Source organism: Microbacterium pollutisoli, from assembly GCF_053586795.1.
In genome coordinates, this window is sequence record NZ_JBNYWT010000002.1 from 567,300 (window position 1) to 589,435 (window position 22,136).

Here is a 22,136-nt window from a genome sequence, read left to right on the forward strand (position 1 = left end):
AGATCACTCAAGGAGAGAACCATGAAGACCTTCATCACGCGTGCCTTGTGGGGCACGCTCCTGGCCGGAGGCATCACCGTCTTCGGCGCGACGGTCGCGCAGGCGGCCGAGACCTCGGGCGAGGACGGGCTGCTCTCGGGCACCCAGAGCCTCATCTCGATCGACCTGCCGATCACCATCGGCGACAACGCCCTCACGCTGCTCGGCGACTCGCACAGCTCGTCGACGCAGGACGCTCCGGCGGAAGCCGGTACGGCGCCGGCGGATGCCGGTTCGGCGTCGACGTCCGGCTCGGACGGCACCGCGTCGGGTACCCAGGCGGTCATCCCGATCACGGTGCCGATCACGATCGGCGGCAACGCGATCTCGGTCCTCGGGGACAGCGAGACGGATGCCGCGGCGCAGCCCGCCGAGGCGGCACCCGCCGAGGACGCGGCCGCCGAAGACCCGGCCGACGCTCCGAGCACCGGGGCGACGACCACCGGTGAGGACGCTGTCGCCTCGGGCACGCAGGTCGCCGCACCGGTCAACGCACCGGTGACCGCGACGGGCAACGCCATCGCGCTCATCGGCGACGGCAGCACGTCGGCTTCGGCACCGAGCACGGCTGCACCGGCAGAGGGCACGAGCGTGCCGGCGGTGTCGACCGACGGCGCAGACGGCACCGCTTCCGGCAGCCAGGTCGTCGCACCCATCACGGCGCCCGTGAACGTCGGCGGCAACGCCATCACGCTCGTCGGAGACAGCGACTCGACCAGCGCGTCCGCCGCGCCCGGCACCACCGGGACGGACGACACCGCACCGGCACCGTCCACCGACGGCTCCGACGCCCTGCTCGGGGGCACCCAGGTCGTCGCACCCGTCGCCCTGCCGATCACCGTGGGTGGCAACGCCATCACGCTGATCGGGGACAGTGACTCGAGCAGCGCTCCCGCCGCGCCCGGCACCACCGGGACGGACGACACCGCGCCGGCACCGTCCACCGACGGCTCCGACGCGCTGCTCGGGGGCACACAGGTCGTCGCACCCGTCGCCCTGCCGATCAACCTCGGCGGCAACGCGATCTCGCTGATCGGTGACACCAGCACGACACCCGCAGTGGTGGACACCGACCCGGGGACGGACCCCGGAACGGATCCCGGCACAGACCCCGGAACGGACCCGGGCACGGACCCCGGCACGACGCCCGGCACCGACCCCGGAACGGACCCCGGCACGACTCCCGGCACTGACCCCGGCACCGACGACGGGTCGACGGACGACGGCGCCCCGGTCTCCGGCGTCGCCGCGGCCGATCCGGTCGCCGTCACCGCGCTGGCCGAGACGGGCGGTCAGGTCGTCGGGCTCGGCCTCGCCGTGGTCGCGCTGGTGAGCGGGGTGGCGCTGCTGGTGCTGCGCCGCCGCACCGTGTGACCCGGCCGTAAACGACGGATGCCGCGGCCCGGACCCTCCGTGGAGGGCCGAGTCGCGGCATCCGGCGTGCGCGCCTTACTTGGCGGCGACCACCTGCAGAGTGATCACGGCGGTCAGGTCGTCGCGCAGGCGAACGGTCGCCTCGTGCTCACCGACGGCCTTGATCGGGCTGGTGATGTGGATCTTGCGCTTGTCGAGGTCGCCCAGGCCCGCGGCCTTGACGGCGTCGGCCACGTCGGCGGTCTTGACCGAACCGAACAGACGGCCTTCCTTGCCGGCCTTGACGGTCAGCTTGACGGTGTTCGACTCGAGCGCTTCCTTGAGCGCCACGGCCTCTTCGTGGTCGTGGATCGCGCGGGCGTCACGGGCGGCGCGGATCGACGCCACCTGCTTCTCGCCACCGCGGGTCCAGGCCACCGCGAAGCCCTGGGGGATGAGGTAGTTGCGGGCGTACCCGTTCTTGACCTCGATGACGTCACCGGCGCTTCCGAGCCCGGCAACCTCGTTCGTGAGAATCAGCTTTGCCATTGAGGTGCTCCTTAGCGGCCGGCGCCGGCGTAGGGCAGGAGCGCCATTTCGCGCGCGTTCTTGATCGCCTTGGCGATCAGACGCTGCTCCTGCACCGAGACACCGGTGATACGACGGGCGCGGATCTTCCCACGCTCCGAGATGAACTTGCGGAGGGTTGCGACGTCCTTGTAGTCGATGACGCCGACGCGGATCGCCTTCGCGGGAGCGGCGTTCTTCGCGCCCTTCCGCGGCTTGCGGCGATCGCCGGTAGCCTTTCCAGCCATGTTGTGTCCTTAATTACGGGTGGATGCCGCGGCATCCACTGATCTGTGTGAGGTGAACGCCCGGGTTCAGAAGGGCGTGTCGTCGCCGTAGCTCGTGCCGGGAGCGCTCCATGCATCGGGCGCGGCCGAACCGGGGGTCGACCACGGCTCGTCCTGCTGCACCTGCGGGCGCTGCTGGCCACCGCCACCGCCACCGAAGTTGCCGCCGCCGGAAGCGGCGCGCGTCACCTGGGCGGTCGCGTAGCGCAGCGAGGGGCCGATCTCGTCGACCTCCAGCTCGATCGCGGTGCGGTTGTTGCCCTCGCGGTCCTGGTAGGAGCGCTGCTTGAGGCGACCGGTCGCGATGACCCGCATCCCCTTGGTGAGCGAACCGGCCACGTGCTCGGCGAACTCGCGCCACACGCTCGCGCGGAGGAACAGCGCTTCGCCGTCCTTCCACTCGTTGGCCTGACGGTCGAAGTTGCGCGGCGTCGAGGCGATCGTGAAGTTCGCGACGGGCAGGCCGTTCTGCGTGTACCGCAGCTCGGGGTCTGCCGTGAGGTTGCCCACGATCGTGATGATGGTTTCGCCGGCCATGAGCGTTACGCCTTCGCGGCCTTGCGGGCTGCCTTGGCCTCGGCGCGCTGCTTCTCGGCGGCGACCTGGGCGATGGCTTCCTCGGCGCGGAGCACCTTGGTGCGCATGATCTGCTCGTTGAGACCCAACTGACGGTCGAGCTCCTGCGTGGCCTCGGCGGTCGCAGTGAAGTTGACGACGGCGTAGATGCCCTCGGTCTTCTTCTGGATCTCGTAAGCCAGCCGGCGACGGCCCCAGATGTCGACGTTGTCGATCGAGCCACCACCGTCGGTGATGACCTTCAGGAACCCGTCGAGCTTGGGCGCGACCTGGCGCTCGTCGACCTCGGGGTCGAGGATGACCATGAGCTCGTACTGGTGGGAGTGCGTCACTAACCCACCTCCTTCGGACTAGAACGGATACCGGGCGGTTCCCGGCATCAGGAGGGTTGTTGCACATCGTCCGCCGATTCGCGCGCAGGGGCGCATGCGGACAACCTCAACAGTTTAGCGGATGCCGGGCGATGTTCGTGTCGCAGGAGATTTCGAGGATCCCGGGCGCGCCGCCCCCGCGACACGCCGCGGGCGCGCAAAAAGTCCTGCGACATGAACCAGGGCGGGTGCGGAGGCGCCGGGTAGCGTGACGGTATGGAGTGGACGGCGGGGGTGGATGCCGGGGACTGGATCCGCGAGCGGGTCGACGACCCGTGGCGGGGGACAATCCACGACGTCGTGCCGCGCGGCTTCGCCGCGTACGCGCGGGTGCCGCACCGCAGTGAGACGCCCGAGCTGCCCGAGGGGCCGAGCGCCGAGCTGGTCGCGATGATCGCCGGCATCCTCACCGCGCACACGACGACCCCCGACGACGGATTCGTCGGCCTGTGGGAGGGCACCGGCGGCCTGCTCGGGCACTTCGGCGAGGCCGGGTCACGGGCGTTCTTCCAGTTCGGCGACCCGGGCGACGGGGCCCTCGCCCACCACAACGCGATGCTGGGCCACGCCGTGAAGGACCGGTTCAACAACCCGTACCGCAAGCAGACCTGGCAGGAGGGCATCCTCTCGCGCGAGATCTCCGAGGGACCGCGGCTCGAGCTGCCGGGGCGGGGCCACGTGCTGTTCCGCGGGGGCGTGCGCGAGCTCGCCTCGTCCGACTGGGTGCTGCACGTGCCGTGGCGCGACCGCATCGCCGAGGAGCACGGGTTCGAGCCGTCGGCCGCGGCCCCGAGCATCGTCTGGCCGGCCGACCGCGCCTGGGTGATGGTCAGCGAAGTGGACCTCGACTGCACGCTCGTCGGCGGTGAGGCCGCACTCATCGCCGCCCTGGTCGCCGACACGCGCTTCGACGCCCAGCCGGTGCCCGCCGACGCGGCCCTGACCGCCGACGACGATCGCTGAGCACCGGGTAGCCTGGCCGCGATGACGACACCGCCCCCCGCGTCGCTGCCGTTCGACGCCCGCCCGCTGACCGACCCGGTCGACAAGACCGAGATGCGCGCCCACCTCGACCGGCTGCGTGGCCAGGGCCGGCTGCCCGGTGGCACCTCGACGGTCGCGACCGTGGTGATGACCGTGATCGCGGTGGTGTTCGTCTTCTTCTTCGCCTCGACGTTCATGCGGGTGGCCGTGGGCATGATCCAGGCCGTCGGCGATGCACCCGGCGGCTTCGGCGTGCTTTTCGGAATCGGGCCGCTCGTGGTCTTCGGCGTCTTCCTCGCCGGACTCGGAGCGCTGATCTACCGGCAGCTCCGCGGCGGCAAGCGCGAGCGCTGGTACCGGCTCGACCGGTTCGCCCAGGCCAACGGCATGAGCTGGCACGCCCAGGCGAAGAATCCCCCGCTGCCGGGCATGATCTTCGCGGTCGGCCGCGACCGCACCGCCACCGACATCGTCCGCGGCGAGCGGCCCCGGTTCGTCGAGTTCGGCAACTACAGCTACACGACGGGGTCGGGCAAGAACCAGACCACGCACCACTGGGGCTACATCGCCGTCAAGCTGTCGTCGCCGCTGCCGCACATCGTGCTGGATGCCACGGGCAACAACGGCCTGTTCGGCTCGAACCTGCCGTCCTCGTTCGACCGCGACCAGCGGCTGCGGCTGGAGGGCGACTTCGACCGCTATTTCTCGCTGTACTGCCCGCAGGGGTATGAGCGCGACGCGCTCTACCTGTTCACGCCCGACATCATGGCGCGGTTCATCGACAACGCCGCGGCGCTCGACGTCGAGATCGTCGACGACTGGCTGTTCCTCTACGCCAAGCGCCAGTTCTCGACCCTCGATCCGCGCACGTGGGCGTGGCTGTTCTCGGTCGTGGCGGCACTGCTGGACAAGTTCGCCCAGTGGGAGCGGTGGCGCGACGACCGGCTGGCGGCGGCCGCGGCCGTGCCCCCGACGGGCGGAGCCGGCGCGGCGGTGAGCGCCGCGGCATCCACGCCCTTCGCCGCCCCGACCGCAGCACTGCGTCCGCCACCCGGCGTCGCGGCTCAGGGGCGACGGCTCAAGGGCGGCGTCCCGTGGGCGACAATCGCGATCGTGGGGGTCTTCGCGGTGTTCTTCGTCCTCCTCCAGTCGCGCGTACTGTTCTGACGACCGGAGCCGGCCGGATCACTCGATGCCGGCCAGGGCGGGGCGCCGACGCCGCACGATCGGATCCTGATAGCGCGCCGGAGTGACGGTGAAGTCGGTGGTGTCGTCGGCCCAGGTCATGGCCCCGCGCCGGCCGCGCAGGCGCCGCAGCGTGAGCGCGACCCCCACCAGCGGCGTCGCCACCGTCATTGCGACCGCGCCGGCCAAGGTGTGGTCCTCGGTGCCGAGCACACTCTTGCGCTGCCAGGCCGCGTGCAGCGCCCCGCCCCGCGGCCGGGGGATCGGACGGGCCGGCAGCAGGCCGTGGCGCCGCCGGGCGACGAGGTCGACGACCTCGTCCCACCACGTCGATTCGGCGGGGTCGTGGAAGTAGTTGTCCCTCATCCACAGAGGGTGCGGGTGGCGGAACCGACGCGCGACGACGTCGTCAGCCGAGCCGAGCACGCCGCTGCCGGCAAAGGCGGTGTTCAGGTGCGTCTTGCGCACCCCGAACGTGTCGAGCGCGATGACGGGGATGCTGCGGGCCATCGCCTCGATCGCGGCGGTTGAGCTGACGGTCACCAGCCCTTCGGCACCGGCGAGCGCTTCGGCCATCGGGGCATGCGAGAACACGAGGTTGTCGGGCCGGTCGGCCAGCAGGTCGGCGTAGGCGGTCACCTCGTGGTGGGTCTCGGTCTCGCCGCGGTCGGGCCGCGAGCGCAGCTTCACCACGACGCGGCGCGTGGGGTCGGCCAGCGCGGCGCGGCGCAGGATGTCGGCGACCACGCGGCGGTCGGCGCTCTCCCGCGGCACGATGGCCTGCGCGGCGAACACCAGGTCGGTGCCGCCGCTGCCGCCGTACTGGCGGCGCGCGTACGGCAGGGTGGCCAGGCCCAGGTGCAGCGGTGCGCCCAGCCGTCGCCCCAGCTCGTCGAACGCGCGCAGCTCGCGCCGCGAATGCACGACCATGAGGTCGCTGTGCCGGCGGTACAGGGCGGCGCCGCGCTGGGCGGGGATCGAGATGCCCGGGAGCCCCGTCACCACGACCGGCCGGGGGTGCACCCGGTCGATCTCCCGCTGCACCAGGCGCACGAAAGGTCCGCGGCCGGAGACCACGACCACGTCGGGGCGGTCGCGGGCCAGCCATGCGGCGAGGCCGCCGTGGTCTACACGGGTCACGCGGTCGGCGTCGAAGGCGGTGCCGGCCAGGGCGGCGCGCTCCTGCTCGGCGCTCACGCACAGGGGCGTGCGCACCAGCAGCAGGTGGCGGCTGACATCGGGCACGGCGTCGATGAGGTGGGCGGCCCACTTGACGAACGAGTCGGCGTCGGCGATCGCCACCACGCGCAGCCGCGGAGGACGTCCGAAGCGCATGGTCACACCGCGATGCGCCGCAGCTTGGCCATCGGCGCCTGCTCGCTGTCGTACACGCGCTTGACGCCGTCGCCCAGCGCGCTCTCGATGACGCGGATGTCGCGAACGAGGTGCTCCAGGCCCGTCGGCTCGAGCGACGCGGCGTGGTCTGAGCCCCACATGGTGCGGTCGAGCGTGATGTGCCGCTCGACGGCGACGGCGCCCAGGGCGACGGCGGCCAGCGAGATCTGCAGACCGCGCTCGTGACCGGAGTAGCCCACCGGAATCCCCGGGTAGCGGTCCCGCAGCGCGGGGATCATCCGGAGGTTGGCCTCTTCGGGCTCGAGCGGGTAGGTGGAGGTGGCGTGCATCAGCACGACCCGGTCGGTGTCGAGCTCGGACAGGGCGCGGTCGATCTGGTCGATCGTCGACATGCCGGTCGACAGGATGACCGGCTTGCCGGTGTCGCGCAGGGCGTGCAGCAGCGCGGTGTCGGTCAGGCTCGCCGAGGCCACCTTGTGCGCGACGACGCCCAGGTCTTCGAGGAACTCGACGCTGGGCACGTCCCACGGCGAGGCGAACCAGTGCAGGCCGTGCATCGTGGCGTGGTCGCCGATCTCGATGTACTGGTCGCGGTCGAACTCGACGCGGTGCCGGTACTCGAGGTACGACATCGTGCCCCACGGGGTGTCCCGCGGCACGTCGCGCATGTGCGCGGGCGTGGCGATCTCGGGGGTGCGCTTCTGGAACTTGACGGCGTCCGCGCCGGCGCGCGCGGCGACGTCGATGAGCTGCTTGGCGATCTCGACGTCGCCGTTGTGGTTGAGGCCGATCTCGGCGATGACGTAGACGGGCGCAGCGGCACCCACCGTCTGCGATCCGATGCTCACGGTCATGGCGTCTCCTCCGGTGTGCGTGTGCTCTCAGCGTGCGCCCGAGCTGTGAACGCCGCGTGAATCGGCGGTGTCGCCGGCCTGGCCGTCAGGCGGCGAAGCGGCGGTGCTGCGCCCGTCGAGCACACGGTCGGCCAGTTCGCGCACGGCGCCGTCGCCCCCGCGGCGGGTGAGCACGAGTCTTGCCGCCGCGCGTACGCGCGGGTGGGCGTCGGCGGTCGCGGTCGGCCAGCCCACCAGAGCCAGCGCGGGCAGGTCGTTGACGTCGTTGCCGAGGTAGGCGATGCGGGCGAGGGGGATGCCGGTGTCGGCGGCCCAGGCGCGCAGCGCGGCCGCCTTGTCGTCGACACCGTGGAGCACCGGCACCCCGAGCTTGCGGCCGCGGGCGGCGACGACCGGGTTCGTCTCGGTCGACAGGATGAGGATGGGGATGCCGGCGCGTCGCAGCAGCCCGACGCCCATGCCGTCGCTGCGGCTCACGCGCACGAGCTCGCGGCCGTCGGCGTCGGTGAGGGCGGTGTCGTCGGTGTGCACGCCGTCGAAGTCGGTGACGACGCCATCCACATCGAGGGGTCCGGTCTCCGGGGCCAGCAGCGGCGCGAGGGCGTCGGCGCGGGCGAGCTGGTCGAGGTCGTCGATCTCGATCGCAGTGGACTCCGGCACCTCGATGACGGCGGTGCGGCCGAAGAACCGGTGCCCGCTGCGCCGGAAGCCGGCGGCACTGAAGGCGTAGAACGCGCCGGTCTCGAGGTAGTGCGGTTCGCGGTCCTGGCGGCGGGGGCGGCGGGCGGCGTCGTGGTTGATCGCCGCGGCGGTGCCGTCGGTCGCGCGTCGCCACAGGAAGCCGTAGGACTCGTGGGCCGCGAACGCGCTGTCGTATCCCTCGCCGATGGCGGCGACGGCGGCGTCGATGCCCGCGCTGGGGAGGAACGGCGAGGTGGCCTGCACGAACACGACGATCTGCGGGGTGAGGCCGTCGGCGGCCAGCACGTCGAGCGCGTGCAGCACGGCGCTCTCCGAGGTGGCGGTGTCGCCGGCGAGCTGCGCCGGCCGCGCGACGATGCGGGCTCCGGCATCCGCGGCGATGGTGGCGATCTCGGCGTCGTCGGTCGACACGACGACGAGATCGACCGTGGTGGCCTGCGCGGCGGCGCGCACGGCGCGGGCGATCAGCGGCACCCCGCCGACCCGGCGCACGTTCTTGCGCGGCACGCCCTTCGACCCGCCGCGGGCGGGGATGACGGCGACCACCTGCACGACGTCGGTCATGTGCCGCGCACCGCCTTCCACGCGCGCCCGGCACGACGGTGGGCGCCGCGCAGCGACAGCCGGGCCTGTTCCAGCCGTCCGGTGCTGCCCGAGGCGGCCAGCATCCGGTCCAGGATGCCGGGGGGCGGCGCCCCGGGCAGCCGCAGCTCCGTCAGGCGTGCCGGCGCGAAGTACCGGTCCCGCTCGACCGCATCGAGCTCGCCCAGCAGGGTCTCGGCGCGGGGGCGCAGGCTCGCGGCGACCCGCGGCTGCATGGCGAAGCCGACCGCGTCGACGAGGTGCTGCAGGCGCCCGGGAGCGGCGTAGGGCGACGGTGAGCGGGTGAGCGCGTCGACGATCGTGACGGGGATCCGGTTGCTGTTCTCGTAGGGGTCGAGGCGCTGCAGCAGCACCTCGGTGCCGACGGCGGCCGGCGGCGTGCCGTACAGGGCGCGCAGCGTGGGCAGCGCCGTGGAGAATCCCGCGACGACGCCGGTGACGTGCAGGCGGGCGGCGACGACCTCGGCCGGCACGGCCCCGGTGTAGGTCTCGAACGCGAGGCCGAGCTGGGCCGCCCGGTCGGCCACCGCGGCGGCGAGCGCGGGCGGTGCCGACGGGTGCGGTTTGAACACGATGCGCTCGGGCACGAAGCGCCGGGCCTCGTCGACCATCCGCCGCTGCATCTCCTGCTCCTCGGCGGCCGACATGAGGCCCAGTGCGGCCAGGTACTGGCCGAGGATCAGCACGGTCGGCATGGGTGAGGTGGCCAGCACGTCGAGGTCGGCGTCGGCGGTGTGCACGGCGACCTCGTCGACGACGGCACGAAAGCGGTCGACCGGCAGCGGTGCCGGTCGGGCGGTGCCGGCAAGCAGCAGCGGGGTCACCCCCGGCACGACGTCGGCGTACACGACCGATCCGACGCGGCCGGTGAGCGTGTGCGGGAGTCGGCGGCGCAGCGGCGCGTAGGTCATCAGCCCATCGCCGATGATCGTCACCGGTGCCGTGGGGAACAGCCGCAGAACGGTGAGGGCCGGGGCGACCTGCGGGGACTGCAGAAACAGCTCGACCGCACCGTCGCCGATCCCCCACGCGCGGCGCAGCAGCCGTTCGAGCAGCACGAGCTCTTCGACGTCGGGCTCCCAGCGGGTGGGCAGCGTCGGGGCCACGAGCGCCCCGACCGACTCGACGTGGTCGAACCGGGCGATCAGGCTCCGCAGGTGCGGGGACGCCTCGAGGTCGGCGACGGTCTCGGGGGTGGTCGCCGCGTTCACCGTCAACAGGATCCGGTCGCCGTCGGCCGGGGGCACCTCCCCGGCATCCATCGCCGCGACCGCGGTCATCAGCCCGTAGGCGGAGTTCAGCACGAAGACCTGGGTCATGCCCGTCGGACCTCCCGCACCGTGCGGGCCAGCAGCCGGCGCCGCCGGTCGGAGAGCCGTTCCAGCGCGGTGTCGAATTCCGCGGCGGGCATGCGGGCGACCAGGTCGCGGATGCCGGTGCGCAGGCGGGCGCGGTCGGCCACGGCCATGCCGCGCGCCCGGAACAGGTGGTGCGAGCAGATCGCGAGGGTCGTCGCGACGATCTTGGGCCGGAACCGCGCGGCCTCGCGATCGGCTTCCACGGCGTCGAGCGCCTGCGCGAGGGCCGGCAGGAAGTCGAGCTGGCGGCGGTCGAGGATCTGGGTGAGCGAGTCGGTCACCCCGCGGCGGTAGAGCAGGGTCGGCGCGTCGACGACGGCGAACGACTCGGCGCCCAGGTGCAGCCGCCAGATCCAGGGCCGGTCCTCGGCGGTGAACAGGCCGTCGGGGAAGGCGGCCAGCCCCTCGTCGATCGTCCGGCGATGGAACATGCCCGCCCACGCATACGGGTAGTCGACCATGGTCGACTCGTCGGCGGGCAGGATCGCGTCGCGGGGTGAGACAGCGCGGCCGCGCCACGGGAACGGGGCGCGCACCAGCCGGCGGCTGCCTTCGGTCGCGGTCACGTGATCGGTGCGCACGAAGTCGGTGCCCAGGGCCTGCATGGTCTCGACGAGGGCCTGCAGCCGCAGCGGCTGCATCCAGTCATCGCCGTCGACGAAGACGTAGTAGTCGCCCTCGACGCGCCCCAGCCCCTGGTTGCGCGCACTGGCCAGGCCCACCGGCTCGGGGTTGGTGATCACCTCAGCGTGCGCGAATTGCTCCCCGTAGTGGCGCATCTGCGCGCCGGTGTCGTCGCGTGAGCCGTCGTCGATCGCGACGAGCTTGAGACGGTCGAGGTCGTCGAACTGGCGGGCGAGGGTGGTCAGCGTCGTCGCGATGTAGGCACCGGCATCCTTCGCGGGGAGGATGACGGTCACGACGGGTTTCACCACGGGGGGATGTTCGCAAGCCTGTGTGACAGGCCGGTGGCACCGCAGTGAACGTGCGGGGAACGACCCGGACCCCTGACGCCGGCCGGTCGATCGAGTTACCCTCGGGATCCATGGGGCGCCGAGCAGGCGGCATCCGTGTCGTGGATCTCGACGATGGCGATCCACGAGGGCGAGCCCGCGGCGATCGTCCTCGACAATGTGCGCCGGTTCGCCGCCCGCGGCGGACGGCTCGTCTACGGGAGCGACATGGGGAACGGGCCGACGCCGGTCGACCTGCGGGACAGTGAGCTCGCCGCGCTGCGCGCGGCCGGCGTCGACGGGGACGCGCTGCTGCGCACGCTCGCGCCGCGCGACCCGTTCGCCCCCGGCGCCGCGCTGCTCCTGCTCCCCGACGGCGACCCCGCCCGTGCGCGTCTGCTGACGCTTCAGGACCTGGAGGAGTGAGGTTTCAGTCGCGCAGCGCCGCGCGAGAGCTCACGCGCGGTCGGTGAGAACGGAGAGCACGCGCGGAGCGAAGAACCGTCGCCGGTAGGCAGCGGGATCGAGCACGTCGAGAATGCCCAGATCCACGAGTTGGCCGACGAGCTTGTTCGCCCGCGCGTACGAGATGGACAGCGCGGACTCCACGGTCCGGACGGTGAAGGAGGGGTTCGCGATGGCGAGGTCGACGAGTGCGTGAGCGCTGTCTGCGCGCAAGCGCGATGCTCGAAGTCGGTCTTTCAGCTCGCTCTGTACAGCGACGAGCGCGACCATCTGCCGACGCGTCTGGTCGGCCGCCGCCTGCAAGCCCTGAGCGAAGAACCCCACGAAGGGATCCCACTGCCCGTGCGTGCTCACGCCGAGGAGCCGCTCATAGTAGGTCGCCCGCCGCGCTTCGAACCACGGTGACACTGTAAGGGTGGGCTCCGATAGGACACCGCTGGTCAGCAGCTGGATCACGACGAGGTACCTACCGAGTCTGCCGTTGCCATCGCGATAAGGGTGCAGAGTCTCGAACTGGTAGTGCGACATCGCCGCCGCAACGACCGGGTCGATCGCGGAGGCGTGATCAGCACGCATCCAGTCGATGAGGTCGCGCATCCCTGTCTCGAGCGCGTATCCCGGTGGAACGGGAACGAACCTGGCCGCGTGTACCGGAAAGCCCCCCGGGTCAGCCTCTTCTCGTCGTCCGATGACCACCTGGACATCCCGCAACTGGCCCGAAACGGCGTGCAATGGCGTGCCGCGCATGAGTACGCCCTGCAGCTCACTGAGCATGCTCACCGACAGGCCCTGCCCGCGGGAGATCGCGTCGAACCCGGCGTTGGCCATACGCACGTAATTAAGCACCTCGACGAGCGCCGCGGTTGCCGGATCATCCTCGTCAGCCGTCAGCACCTCGCTCAGCGGTGCATATGTTCCCTCGAGCGCGGACGTACTCTGCGCTTCACGACGAAGCGTCGGCGTGCGGAGCAGAGTGGGATTGGGCAATTGACGTGCCGTGCTATCGAGCGCGGCGAGAGCGGCTCTCGCATTGCCGACAGCAAGGTAGGTCGCCGGAGAGAGTTCAGGCGTCACGTCACGGAGCGGTTCGGGCACGAAAGCCGAGTGCGTCCACGCGCCAAGTTCCGGGTCGATCCCCTTGATCGGAATCAACGCTCCGGGAGCACCGAGTTGGAACATTGACAGGTCCACAATGTGACTCTAATGGCCTTTGAGTCACATTGTCAGATGACAATGTGCCTTTTGTTCCTGGTGCGAAGCACGGTTCAGTCGCGCAGCGCCGCGTCGACCGCGCCGGTCAGTGCGACGAAACGCGGGTCGGTGGCGAGGTCGTCGAGCAGCACCGCGGTGCCGGCGGCGTCGGCCAGCGGCACCTGCCAGTTGGGGTACTCGGTGTCGGTGCCCGGCTGATTCTGCACGCGACGCTCACCCACGGCATCCACCAGAGCGACACCCAGCAGGCGTGACGGTGCGGCGGTCAGCAGCACGTGCAGCGCGGTGATGATCTGCTCCTCGGTCGCGTCGGCGTCGATGAGGCCGCGGTCCTTCAGCAGCGCGAGCATGGCGGACCGTTCGCGGGCGGCATCGGCGAGGGCGTCGTCGACGGACTGTTCGAGGAGCCCGAGGCGGGCGCGCAGCGCGACGTGCTCGTCGGCGAGGTAGCCGGCGGTGGGCGGCAGATCGTGGGTGTTGACGGTGGCCAGCACGTCCCGGCGGTAGTGCTCGGGCGGCCGGGGCGCGTCGCCGTCCTGCTCGAACCACAGCACCGAGGTGCCCAGGATGCCGCGGGCGGCCAGCTCGTCGCGCACCCACGGCTCGACCAGCCCCAGATCCTCGCCGATGACGACGGCGCCGGCGCGATGCGCCTCGAGGGCGAGCACCCCGATCATCGCCTCGTGGTCGTAGCGCACGTACGTGCCCTCGGCGGCGCCGGCGCCGGCGGGGATCCACCACAGCCGGAACAGGCCGATCACGTGGTCGATGCGCAGCGCGCCGGCGTGCCGCAGCAGCGAGCGCACCATGTCGCGCAGGGCGGCGTAGCCGGTCTCGGCCAGCGCCCCGGGCAGCCACGGCGGCTGATTCCAGTTCTGCCCCTGCTGGTTGTACATGTCCGGCGGCGCGCCCACGGTGATGCCCTGCGCGTAGAGATCGCGTAGGGACCACGCGTCCGAGCCGGCCGGGTGCACGCCGACGGCGAGGTCGTGCATGATGCCGATGCGCATACCCGCCGCGCGCGCCGCCTGCTGCGCGTGGGCGGCCTGCTCGTCGGCGACCCACTGCAGCCAGCAGTGGAAGTCGACGCGGTCGGCCAGCTCCTCGGCCAGCTGTGCGACCAGCGGTGAGCGGGCATCCGACGCCTCGGCCGGGCGCTCGGTGCCGGCGTAGTGCTCGTCGAGGGCGCACCACAGGGCGAACTCGCGCAGCGCGGCGCCTTCGCGGGCGATGAACGCGTCGAGGTCGGCCTGGCGACCCGGCGAGCGCGGCGCGGCGAACACGATCTCCAGCGCGGCGAGCTTGGCCGTCCACACCGCGTCGCGGTCGATCCGGTCGGCGTCGGTGTTCAGGTCCGCCACCGCGGCGTGGGCCTGGGCGAGACGTGCCCGTGCCCCGGCATCCAGATACGCGACCTCGCGGATGTCTTCGGGCCGCACGTACAGCGGGGCGAGGAAGCGGCGGGTGGCCGGGCGGTACGGGGAGGCCTCGATCGGCACGGTGACCTCGGCGGCATGCACGGGGTTGACCAGCAGGAAGTCCGCGCCGCGCGCCCCGGCGATCGCGGCCAGATCGCCCATGTCGGCGAAGTCGCCCATCCCCCACGACGCCCGCGACCGCACCGAGTACAGCTGGGCCATCAGGCCCCAGGACCGTCCCCCGCGGCCGGGCCGTGCGGGCGGTTCGGGCAGCCGGGTGGGCGTCACCACGAGCGTGCACTCGGCGGTGCGGTCGGGCTCACCCCCACCGTGCGGGCGCTGCACGACGTGCACGGTGTGCCAGCCCAGCGGCAGGTCGGACGGCAGCGGCACCTGCACCCGCCACACGATGACGCCCTCGACCAGGCGGGATTCGGGCCGCTGCTCGGGGATCGGCAGGTCGCGCCGGCCGCCGTCTTCCAGGGCGACGGTGAGGGTGACGTCGTGCCGGTCCGCCACGTTCACGACCAGCATCCCGCCGCCGGCGCGGACGACGACCGTCGGGGCGATGAGCCGCCGCCAGGGCTGCGAGATCGCCTCGGCCAGCGCCGCGTCGACCTCGGCGTCGGTCTGCGGGTCGACGCCCATGGCGGCCAGCACGGCGCGCAGGGTGCGGGCGGGCACCGTGACGTCCTCACCGAAGAACGACCAGTAATGGGTGGCGACGCCGTGCGCCTCGGCGAGCGCCGCCAGCGCGGGCGACGGGGGGTCTGCTGCCGGGTTCTCGCCGGTGATCGGGCTCTCGCTCATGGCCGTCCCTTCGTCTGGCTTCATCCTGCCAGCGTCAGCCCCGCCTCGACCACCACTCCCGCAGTCGGCGCTCCGCCTCCTCCTCGCCGAGGATGCCCTCGTCCAGGCGCAGGTCGAGCAGGAAACGGTAGGCCTCGCCGACCTCGCGGCCGGGTCGGATGCCGAGCACCTCCTGGATGCGGTTGCCGTCCAGCTCCGGGCGGATCGCGTCGAGCTCCTCCTGCGCGGCGAGCTCGGCGATGCGCCGCTCGATGTCGTCGTACGCGTTCTTCAGCCGGGCCGCCTTGCGCTTGTTGCGCGTGGTCACGTCGGCACGGGTGAGGATGTGCAGGCGCTCGAGTTCGGCGCCGGCGTCGCGCACATAGCGGCGCACGGCCGCATCGGTCCACGCGCCCTCGGAGTAGCCGAAGAACCGCAGATGCTGCTCGATCAGCTGGCTGACCGAGCCGATCGTCGCCCCGTCGAACCGCAGCGCCTGCAGGCGCTTGCGGGCCATGCGCGCGCCCTTCACGTCATGGTGGTGGAAGCTGACGCCGCCGCCGGGCTCGAGCCGGCGCGTGGCGGGCTTGCCGATGTCGTGCAGCAGGGCGGCCAGGCGCAGGGTCACGTCGGGCGCGGCGTCGGGGTGGCGCTGCTTCTCGAGGTCGATCGTCTGCGCGAGCACGGTGAGCGAATGCTCGTAGACGTCCTTGTGGTGGTGGTGCTCGTCGACTTCGAGGCGGAGGGCCGGCACCTCGGGGAGGAACTCGGCCATGAGGCCCGTGTCGACGAGAATGCGGATGCCGCGGCCGGGGTCATCGGTCTGCAGCAGCCGCACGAGTTCGCCCTGGATGCGTTCGGGACTCACGATGCGGATGGTCTCGCGCAGCTCGCTGATCGCGGCCAGGGTGTCGTCGGCGACGTCGAAGCCGAGCTGGGCGGCGAAGCGGGCGGCGCGCATCATGCGCAGCGGGTCGTCGCCGAAGCTCACCCGGGGGTCGATCGGGGTGCGCAGCACGCCTGCCACGAGGTCTTCGACGCCGCCGCCGGGGTCGACGAGCGCGGGCCCGGGCACCCGCAGCGCCATCGCGTTGACGGTGAAGTCGCGACGCGCGAGGTCGTGCTCGAGGTCGTCGCCGAAGGCGACCGTGGGCTTGCGGGTGGTGCCGTCGTAGCTGTCGGCGCGGTAGGTCGTGATCTCGACCTGTTCGCCGTCGACCTTGGCGCCGATGGTGCCGAACGCCCGGCCGATGTCCCACGTGGCCGTCGCGATCGGCTTCACGATCTTCAGGATGTCGTCGGGGCGCGCGTCGGTCGTGTAGTCCAGGTCGTGGGTGATCCGCCCCAGCAGCGCGTCGCGCACCGGCCCGCCGACGATCGCGAGGTCGAAACCGGCGTCGGCGAACGCCGCCCCCAGCCGGGCGGTGACCGGGGATGCGGCCAGCTCGCCCAGGCGCGCGAGCCCCTCGGCCATGTTCAGCATGGATTCGAGCCTAAACGCCCGCCGCCGCTGCCGCCGACGCATCGGGGGCGGCGGTGAGGAAGCCGGTGAACAGCAGCTCCCGCACGCGCGGGAGCAGTTCGGCGCGCAGCGCCCCGGCATCCACCTCGAGCAGTTCGGCGATCGCATCAATGAGCAGCCCCACCGGCAGGTCGCCGTCGCAGGCCCCGACCAGCGCCGCCAGTGCGGGGTCGGCGTCGATGACGCGCCCGAACCCGCCGCCCTGGCGCAGCTCGATCACTTGCGGGGCTTCGGCGCCGGGCACATGGTGGCGGGCCTCGGTGACATCGCCGGCGACGGTCAGCACCGCGCGGGACAGAGCGGCGTCGTCGAGCGCCTGCACCCGGTCCCAGGCGGCCAGCGCGTCGCGCAGGTGGGGGCCGAGCGGCCCGGACACCGGCTGCGTGATCCGCTCGTAGCGGGCGAGCGAGGGTGCGGACGCTGGGCGGCGCAGCAGCAGGTAGCCGAAGCCGATCGCGGTGACGCCGCGGGCGGCGAAGTCGGCCAGCCACGCCTCCACCAGCCGGGCGTAGTCGGGCGAGCCGGGTGCCGTGCCGCCGTCGCGCACCCACAGCTCCGCGTACCCGAGCGGATCGAGCACTTCACGTTCGACGACCCACGCGTCGAGGGGCACGGCGGCCGCCTCCACCCACGCCCGCACGCGGTCAAGGCCGTCCGCACCGTCGCGATACTCCCAGTTGCCCAGCAGCTGGGCGACCCCGCCCGGGGCCAGCACGTCGCCGACACCGGACACGAACGCGGCGACGAGGTCGTCCCCGGCCATGCCGCCGTCGCGGTACTCGTACGCGGGCACGCCCTCGACGCGGGGCGTGATCACGAACGGCGGGTTGGACACCACGCGGTCGAAATGCTCGCCGGCGACCGGCTCGAACAGGCTCCCGTGGTGGGTCTCGATGCCGTCGACCTCGTTCAGCAGGGCGTTCAGGGCGGTGAAGCGCAGCGCGCGCTCGGAGATGTCGGTGGCGACTACCCCGTCCGCGTCGAGGCGGGCCCGCAGCGCCTGGATGCCACAGCCGGTGCCCACGTCCAGCACCCGTCCGGCGGTGGGCAGCTGCAGTCCGGCCAGGGTCAGCGACGCGCCGCCGACGCCGAGCACGTGCCCGACCGGCAGGGCGCCGCGGAGCGCGGCCTCGTCGAGGTCGCTCGCGATCCACCACTGACCGCCGGCATCCGCGGTGTCGGATCGCTCCGGGTGCCGGCGGACGGCGCCGGCGTAGTCCTGCGGGCGCACGAGCGCGAGCGGCACGACGAGCCCCTCGTCCACGCGCGCCAGTCCCAGGCGCACGAGCGCGCCGATCCCGCCCACCGGCAGGGCCGCGGCCACGGCATCCGCCTCAACGGGCACCCCGAGGAACAGCAGCCGGCACAGCGTCGCGACCGCGTCGGACCTGTCGCCCAGGGCGGTCAGTGCCGGACCGTGCAGACCGTGACCGACGGCCTCGTCGGCGATCGGCCCCCAGGCGTCGCGGACGGCATCGGCGGTATACCCGGCGGCGGCCAGGTCGGCGCGTAGCGACCGGACGGCGGCGGGGTCGGGCTCAGGCAGGGTCATCACAGGTCTCCACCACTAGAATCGCACCTGATCGTGCGGTCATGGATCGCACAGGAGTCGAATCCCGTCATGACCATGAACCCGCGTGTCCGGGGCCTGCGCGCCCCGCGCCAGAGCGTCGACCGCGCGCTGCGGCGCGTGGTGGCGGCGGCCGCGGCCCTGTTCGTCGCCGCCGCGCTCGTGCTGGTCCCCGGCACCCAGGTGCGGGCGGCCGAGGTCGGCGAGGCGCTCACCTTCGCGATGGCGCCGCGTGCCGACGGCGTGCTGTCGCCGGGTCAGAGCCTGCTGATCGCGCTGACCGCCGACAACCGGTCGTCCTCGTCCGTGCACGGCGGCGAGGTGATGGTGTCTCTCGGGCGCGCCCCGCTGGCCGACCGCGCCGCCGTCGCGGCGTGGCTGGGGCCGGACCGGCCCGACGTGGCCGTCACCGAGCTGGCCGAGGTCGCCTTCGAGGTGATCCCGCCGCTGGGCGAGCGCACGATGGAGATCATGATCCCCGCCGCGCAGTTCGGCAGCGAGGACCTGACGCCGGGCGTGTACCCGCTGCTGGCCACGTACACGTCCGACCAGCGGGTGAAGACCGCGGCGGCGGTGGTGACCGTGCCGGACGACACGACCGCGGAAGCCGGCGTCGCGGTGGTCGTGCCGCTCACCGCCAAACCCACCGGCGCGGGACTGCTCACCGCGGACGAGCTGGCGCTGGCCACCGGAGAGAGCGGCGCGCTGCGCGATCAGCTGGACGCGGTGACCGGCACCGATGTCATCCTCGCCGTCGATCCCGCGATCCCCGCAGCCATCCGGGCCCTGGGCGCACGCGCCCCCGAATCGGCCGTGCTCTGGCTCGAAGACCTGCTGGCGCTGCCCAACGAGCGCTTCGCCCTGGAGTTCGGCGACGCCGACCTCGCGGCGCAGGTGCACTCCGGACTGGCCCGGCCGCTGACCGTGCCGACTCTCGCGTCGTACCTCGACCCGGCCGACTTCGCCGACGTCACCCCGGAGCCGGAACCGGAACCGGAACCCAGTCCCAGCTCCGGCGCCGGCGCAGGGGCCACGGCGGGCACGACCGGCGGACCGGACGCGGTGCCGGCGACCCCGACCACCACCCCCACCCCGACCCCCACGCCCGACGCGCCGGACGACGCCGAGCCCGGTGCGCTGCCCGACACCGATGCGCTGCTCTCGATCGGCACCACCGTGGGCCCGGTGCTGTGGCCGGCCACCGGCACCGCCGGCGCCGACGTCGTCGAGACCCTGGGCGCAGCGATCTCCGACCAGGCCCCTTACGTGCTGGTGCCTTCGACGGCCTCGGCCGCCGCCGGATCTCGCGCCATCGCCGGTGAGGCCCAGCTGCTCGTGTACGACGCCGAGGTGTCGGCCGCGCTCCGCGACGCCTCGCGGGCCGTGGGTGACATCGCCCGTGCCGGCCACCTGGCCGCCGCGACGGCGTTCGCCCGGTTCGCCCCCGCCGGCAGCACCCTGCTGGTCACCGTCGACCGCGCGGGCGCCCGGACCGGGGACGCCCTGCGCGATGCAATCGAGACCGCCGAAGACCTCCCGGGCCGCACGACCGTCGACTTCGACGAGATCGCCTCCGCCCGCCCCGTTCCCACGAGCATCGTCGACATCGAGCCGGAGGCCGCGCGGGTCACCGTGCTCACATCGCTGCGGGACGACGAGTCCGCGCTCGCCTCGTTCGCGACGATCCTGGCCGACCCCACCCTCATCACCGGGCCCGAGCGCGCGTCCATGCTGCAGCTGCTGGGCAACGGCTGGCGCGTCTGGCCGGACGCCTGGACCGACGAGGTCGCCGCGCACACCGCCGCGACCCGCGCCACACTCGACGCGGTGGGCATCGTGCCACCCAGCGACCAGGTGCTGCTCGGCTCGAGCGCGCCGATGCGCGTCGCGATCCGCAACGACCTGCCGTGGCCGGTCTCGCTCGTCCTGCTGGCCCACCCCAGCGACGCCCGCCTCGTGGTGCAGAGCACGACCCCCGTCGACGCCGGCCCGCAGCAGAACACCCGCGTCGAAGTGCCGGTCGAGGCCCGCGTGGGCAGCGGCGAGTCGTCGATCGACATGCGGCTGCGCAGCCCCACTATGGTCGCCGTCGGCGACGAAGTGCGCGTGGCCGTGTCGGTGCGCGCCGAATGGGAGGGCGTCGGCGTCGTGGTGATGGCCGTCGCCGTGGCCGGGATGCTGGCGATCGGCATCCTGCGCACCGTGGGCCGCGTGCGCGCCCGGCGTGCCGCCCGTGCCGGCGAGGGTGGGGATGCCGGTGCCGCCGACAGGAGTGATGATGTCTAGCCTCGGTCGTGCCAGTGCCCTCGTGGGCGCGGGCACCCTCGTCTCCCGGGCCACCGGTCTCGTGCGCAACATCGTGCTGGCCGCCGCCCTGCCGATCGTCGGCTCGGGCGCAGCCGACGCATTCGCCGTGGCCAACCAACTGCCGAACAACATCTACGCGATCATCTCGTCGGGCCTGCTCGCCGGTGTCATCGTGCCGCAGATCATCAAGGCCGCCGGTCATAAGGACGGCGGGAGCGCGTTCGTCTCGAAGCTGCTCACCCTCGGTGTCATCGCCCTGGGCGCGACCACCGTGCTCGCCGTCATCCTGGCGCCGGTGCTCGTGCAGATCTACGGGTCGCGCCTGGGGTCACAGACCATCGCGCTGACGCTCGCGTTCGCGTACTGGTGCCTGCCGCAGCTGTTCTTCTACGGCCTGTACGCGCTGCTGGGCGAGATCCTCAACGCGCGCCGCATCTTCGGGCCGTTCGCCTGGTCTCCGATCGTGAACAACCTGGTGTCCATCGTCGGGTTCGGGGCTTTCATCTGGCTCTTCGGACCGTTCTCGGCGGTGTCCGGCTGGACGCCGTCGATGATCGCCCTCATCGCCGGCACCGCCACCGCCGGCATCATCGCGCAGGCGCTCGTGCTGCTGCTGTTCTGGCGCCGCGCGGGGCTGCACGTGCGGCCCGACTTCCACTGGCGCGGCATCGGCCTGCGCCACATCGGGCGTCTGGCCGGCTGGACGTTTCTCATGGTCGTGGTCGGCCAGATCGCCGGCGCGATCCAGGTCAACCTCGTCGGCGCGGCCTCCAAGGAAGGGGCGGCGGTGGCGGCCATGCAGTTCGCGTGGCTCGTGTTCATGCTGCCGTTCTCGGTCATCGTCCTGTCGATCGGCACTCCCTACTTCACGCAGCTCAGCGAGCACGCGGCCGCCGGGCGCACCGACGCCGTGCGCGCCGACCTCGACACCTCCACGCGCACCATCGGAGTGTTCATCATGGCCGCCCTGGCCGCGATCGTGGCATCCATCGTGCCGATCTCGCGCGTGTTCACCGAGTCGTCGTCCAGCGCGGTGTCGTTCGCCCTCGTCCTGGCCGCCTACCTCGTGGCGCTCGTGCCGCTGTCGGTGCAGTTCGTGCTGCAGCGCACCTTCTACGCGTACCACGACACCCGCACGCCGTTCCTGTTCACCCTCGTGCAGGCGATCCTCGTGTCGGTCACGGCCGTGCTGGCCTACGTGACCCTTCCGCTGTCGCTGCTCGCCTTCGGCGTCGCGCTGGGGCAGTCTGTGGCCAACATCGTGCAGCTGGCCCTCGCGGTCTGGCTCCTGCGCCGCAAGATCGGGCCGCTCGGGCTCGGCCGCGCAGTGCGGGCATACGCACGGTTCTTCGGCGCCGCGATCCCGGCCGCCGGCATCGGCTGGCTCGTGTTCCTGCTGCTGGGCGGAGTCGACGGATGGGCGACCTCCGACAAGTTCGTGGCCATCCTCGCCACGGCCGTCATCGCCGCGGCCACCGGCCTCGCCTACATCGCGGCGCTGATGGCGCTGCGCGCCCCCGAGCTGCAAGGGGCACGCCGCGCGGTGCAGCGGTTCCTGCCCGGGCGCTGAGCCACCGGCATCCTGCACAGAAGTCATCCACCCACCGGAACGAAAGCGGGTGCGGGAATGCGCCGCGATTACGATGGGTTGCACGCGGTGGGTCG

19 protein-coding genes are annotated in these 22,136 nt (G+C 72.4%); 6 read left to right on the forward strand and 13 right to left on the reverse strand.

Annotated features, from left to right (window positions below; translation table 11 throughout):
• Window positions 1–21 precede the first annotated feature (21 nt).
• Window positions 22–1,413: a chaplin family protein gene (locus tag ACQ143_RS07535; protein ID WP_449570068.1), complete on the forward strand. Its 1,392-nt coding sequence runs from the start codon at window positions 22–24 to the stop codon at window positions 1,411–1,413.
• 75 nt (window positions 1,414–1,488) lie between these two features.
• Here ACQ143_RS07535 and rplI read toward each other — a convergent pair whose 3' ends face one another.
• From rplI to rpsF, 4 genes are all read right to left on the reverse strand, one after another.
• The gene (gene rplI / locus ACQ143_RS07540) at window positions 1,489–1,941 is read right to left on the reverse strand and encodes a 50S ribosomal protein L9 (RefSeq protein ID WP_449570069.1); all 453 of its coding nucleotides are present in this window, start codon (window positions 1,939–1,941) and stop codon (window positions 1,489–1,491) included.
• An 11-nt stretch (window positions 1,942–1,952) separates the two neighbouring features.
• Entirely contained in the window at window positions 1,953–2,207 is a 255-nt protein-coding gene (gene rpsR / locus ACQ143_RS07545; RefSeq protein WP_005054609.1) for a 30S ribosomal protein S18, read from the reverse strand.
• A gap of 66 nt (window positions 2,208–2,273) precedes the next feature.
• Window positions 2,274–2,783: a single-stranded DNA-binding protein gene (locus tag ACQ143_RS07550; protein ID WP_449570070.1), complete on the reverse strand. Its 510-nt coding sequence runs from the start codon at window positions 2,781–2,783 to the stop codon at window positions 2,274–2,276.
• A gap of 5 nt (window positions 2,784–2,788) precedes the next feature.
• Window positions 2,789–3,127, reverse strand: a complete 339-nt coding sequence (rpsF, locus tag ACQ143_RS07555) for a 30S ribosomal protein S6 (RefSeq protein WP_449570148.1) — start codon at window positions 3,125–3,127, stop codon at window positions 2,789–2,791.
• A 282-nt stretch (window positions 3,128–3,409) separates the two neighbouring features.
• Between rpsF and ACQ143_RS07560 the strand changes: the two genes are divergently transcribed.
• Both ACQ143_RS07560 and ACQ143_RS07565 read left to right on the forward strand, forming a co-directional pair.
• Window positions 3,410–4,156, forward strand: a complete 747-nt coding sequence (locus ACQ143_RS07560) for a hypothetical protein (RefSeq protein WP_449570071.1) — start codon at window positions 3,410–3,412, stop codon at window positions 4,154–4,156.
• Window positions 4,157–4,177: 21 nt separating this feature from the next.
• On the forward strand, window positions 4,178–5,344 hold the full coding sequence (locus ACQ143_RS07565) for a hypothetical protein (RefSeq protein ID WP_449570072.1): 1,167 nt from the start codon (window positions 4,178–4,180) through the stop codon (window positions 5,342–5,344).
• Between the two features lie 18 nt (window positions 5,345–5,362).
• Here ACQ143_RS07565 and ACQ143_RS07570 read toward each other — a convergent pair whose 3' ends face one another.
• From ACQ143_RS07570 to ACQ143_RS07590, 5 genes are read right to left on the reverse strand one after another with little or no spacing between them, the layout of a single operon-like run.
• A complete protein-coding gene (locus ACQ143_RS07570) occupies window positions 5,363–6,697 on the reverse strand; it encodes a DUF6716 putative glycosyltransferase (RefSeq protein ID WP_449570149.1) in 1,335 nt (444 codons plus the stop codon).
• Between the two features lie 2 nt (window positions 6,698–6,699).
• Entirely contained in the window at window positions 6,700–7,572 is an 873-nt protein-coding gene (locus ACQ143_RS07575) for an N-acetylneuraminate synthase family protein (protein WP_449570073.1), read from the reverse strand.
• A 27-nt stretch (window positions 7,573–7,599) separates the two neighbouring features.
• Window positions 7,600–8,838 carry a cytidylyltransferase domain-containing protein gene (locus ACQ143_RS07580; RefSeq protein WP_449570074.1) on the reverse strand — a complete coding sequence of 413 codons (1,239 nt, stop codon included), beginning with the start codon at window positions 8,836–8,838 and terminating at the stop codon, window positions 7,600–7,602.
• On the reverse strand, window positions 8,835–10,196 hold the full coding sequence (locus tag ACQ143_RS07585) for a polysialyltransferase family glycosyltransferase (RefSeq protein ID WP_449570075.1): 1,362 nt from the start codon (window positions 10,194–10,196) through the stop codon (window positions 8,835–8,837). The genes ACQ143_RS07580 and ACQ143_RS07585 overlap by 4 nt, the downstream gene beginning before the upstream one ends.
• Window positions 10,193–11,170 carry a glycosyltransferase family 2 protein gene (locus tag ACQ143_RS07590; protein WP_449570076.1) on the reverse strand — a complete coding sequence of 326 codons (978 nt, stop codon included), beginning with the start codon at window positions 11,168–11,170 and terminating at the stop codon, window positions 10,193–10,195. Before ACQ143_RS07590 ends, ACQ143_RS07585 begins: the two co-directional genes overlap by 4 nt.
• A gap of 135 nt (window positions 11,171–11,305) precedes the next feature.
• On the opposite strand from ACQ143_RS07590, the gene ACQ143_RS07595 reads away from it, so the two are divergent.
• Complete coding sequence (locus ACQ143_RS07595) at window positions 11,306–11,614, forward strand: hypothetical protein (RefSeq protein WP_449570077.1); 309 nt, start codon at window positions 11,306–11,308, stop codon at window positions 11,612–11,614.
• Between the two features lie 30 nt (window positions 11,615–11,644).
• Here ACQ143_RS07595 and ACQ143_RS07600 read toward each other — a convergent pair whose 3' ends face one another.
• From ACQ143_RS07600 to ACQ143_RS07615, 4 genes are all read right to left on the reverse strand, one after another.
• A complete protein-coding gene (locus tag ACQ143_RS07600) occupies window positions 11,645–12,844 on the reverse strand; it encodes a Fic family protein (protein ID WP_449570078.1) in 1,200 nt (399 codons plus the stop codon).
• A 74-nt stretch (window positions 12,845–12,918) separates the two neighbouring features.
• Window positions 12,919–15,093, reverse strand: coding sequence for a 4-alpha-glucanotransferase (malQ, locus tag ACQ143_RS07605; RefSeq protein ID WP_449570079.1), 2,175 nt, complete (start codon window positions 15,091–15,093; stop codon window positions 12,919–12,921).
• 34 nt (window positions 15,094–15,127) lie between these two features.
• On the reverse strand, window positions 15,128–16,555 hold the full coding sequence (locus ACQ143_RS07610) for a CCA tRNA nucleotidyltransferase (RefSeq protein WP_449570080.1): 1,428 nt from the start codon (window positions 16,553–16,555) through the stop codon (window positions 15,128–15,130).
• 10 nt (window positions 16,556–16,565) lie between these two features.
• On the reverse strand, window positions 16,566–18,146 hold the full coding sequence (locus tag ACQ143_RS07615) for a DUF7059 domain-containing protein (RefSeq protein ID WP_449570081.1): 1,581 nt from the start codon (window positions 18,144–18,146) through the stop codon (window positions 16,566–16,568).
• A gap of 69 nt (window positions 18,147–18,215) precedes the next feature.
• Here ACQ143_RS07615 and ACQ143_RS07620 point away from each other — a divergent pair, with 69 nt between their 5' ends.
• A complete protein-coding gene (locus ACQ143_RS07620) occupies window positions 18,216–20,450 on the forward strand; it encodes a DUF6049 family protein (protein WP_449570082.1) in 2,235 nt (744 codons plus the stop codon).
• Entirely contained in the window at window positions 20,443–22,041 is a 1,599-nt protein-coding gene (gene murJ, locus ACQ143_RS07625; RefSeq protein WP_449570083.1) for a murein biosynthesis integral membrane protein MurJ, read from the forward strand. The genes ACQ143_RS07620 and murJ overlap by 8 nt, the downstream gene beginning before the upstream one ends.
• Window positions 22,042–22,136: the final 95 nt, after the last annotated feature.

Coding starts and splice junctions, on each gene's coding strand:
- ACQ143_RS07550 (WP_449570070.1), bottom strand. CDS start 2,783: ATGGCCGGCGAAACCATCATCACGATCGTGGGCAACCTCACGGCAGAC.
- ACQ143_RS07560 (WP_449570071.1), top strand. CDS start 3,410: ATGGAGTGGACGGCGGGGGTGGATGCCGGGGACTGGATCCGCGAGCGG.
- ACQ143_RS07615 (WP_449570081.1), bottom strand. CDS start 18,146: ATGACCCTGCCTGAGCCCGACCCCGCCGCCGTCCGGTCGCTACGCGCC.
- ACQ143_RS07585 (WP_449570075.1), bottom strand. CDS start 10,196: ATGACCCAGGTCTTCGTGCTGAACTCCGCCTACGGGCTGATGACCGCG.
- rplI (WP_449570069.1), bottom strand. CDS start 1,941: ATGGCAAAGCTGATTCTCACGAACGAGGTTGCCGGGCTCGGAAGCGCC.
- rpsF (WP_449570148.1), bottom strand. CDS start 3,127: ATGGTCATCCTCGACCCCGAGGTCGACGAGCGCCAGGTCGCGCCCAAG.
- malQ (WP_449570079.1), bottom strand. CDS start 15,093: ATGAGCGAGAGCCCGATCACCGGCGAGAACCCGGCAGCAGACCCCCCG.
- ACQ143_RS07620 (WP_449570082.1), top strand. CDS start 18,216: ATGACCATGAACCCGCGTGTCCGGGGCCTGCGCGCCCCGCGCCAGAGC.
- ACQ143_RS07575 (WP_449570073.1), bottom strand. CDS start 7,572: ATGACCGTGAGCATCGGATCGCAGACGGTGGGTGCCGCTGCGCCCGTC.
- ACQ143_RS07535 (WP_449570068.1), top strand. CDS start 22: ATGAAGACCTTCATCACGCGTGCCTTGTGGGGCACGCTCCTGGCCGGA.
- murJ (WP_449570083.1), top strand. CDS start 20,443: ATGTCTAGCCTCGGTCGTGCCAGTGCCCTCGTGGGCGCGGGCACCCTC.
- rpsR (WP_005054609.1), bottom strand. CDS start 2,207: ATGGCTGGAAAGGCTACCGGCGATCGCCGCAAGCCGCGGAAGGGCGCG.
- ACQ143_RS07610 (WP_449570080.1), bottom strand. CDS start 16,555: ATGCTGAACATGGCCGAGGGGCTCGCGCGCCTGGGCGAGCTGGCCGCA.
- ACQ143_RS07570 (WP_449570149.1), bottom strand. CDS start 6,697: ATGCGCTTCGGACGTCCTCCGCGGCTGCGCGTGGTGGCGATCGCCGAC.
- ACQ143_RS07565 (WP_449570072.1), top strand. CDS start 4,178: ATGACGACACCGCCCCCCGCGTCGCTGCCGTTCGACGCCCGCCCGCTG.
- ACQ143_RS07580 (WP_449570074.1), bottom strand. CDS start 8,838: ATGACCGACGTCGTGCAGGTGGTCGCCGTCATCCCCGCCCGCGGCGGG.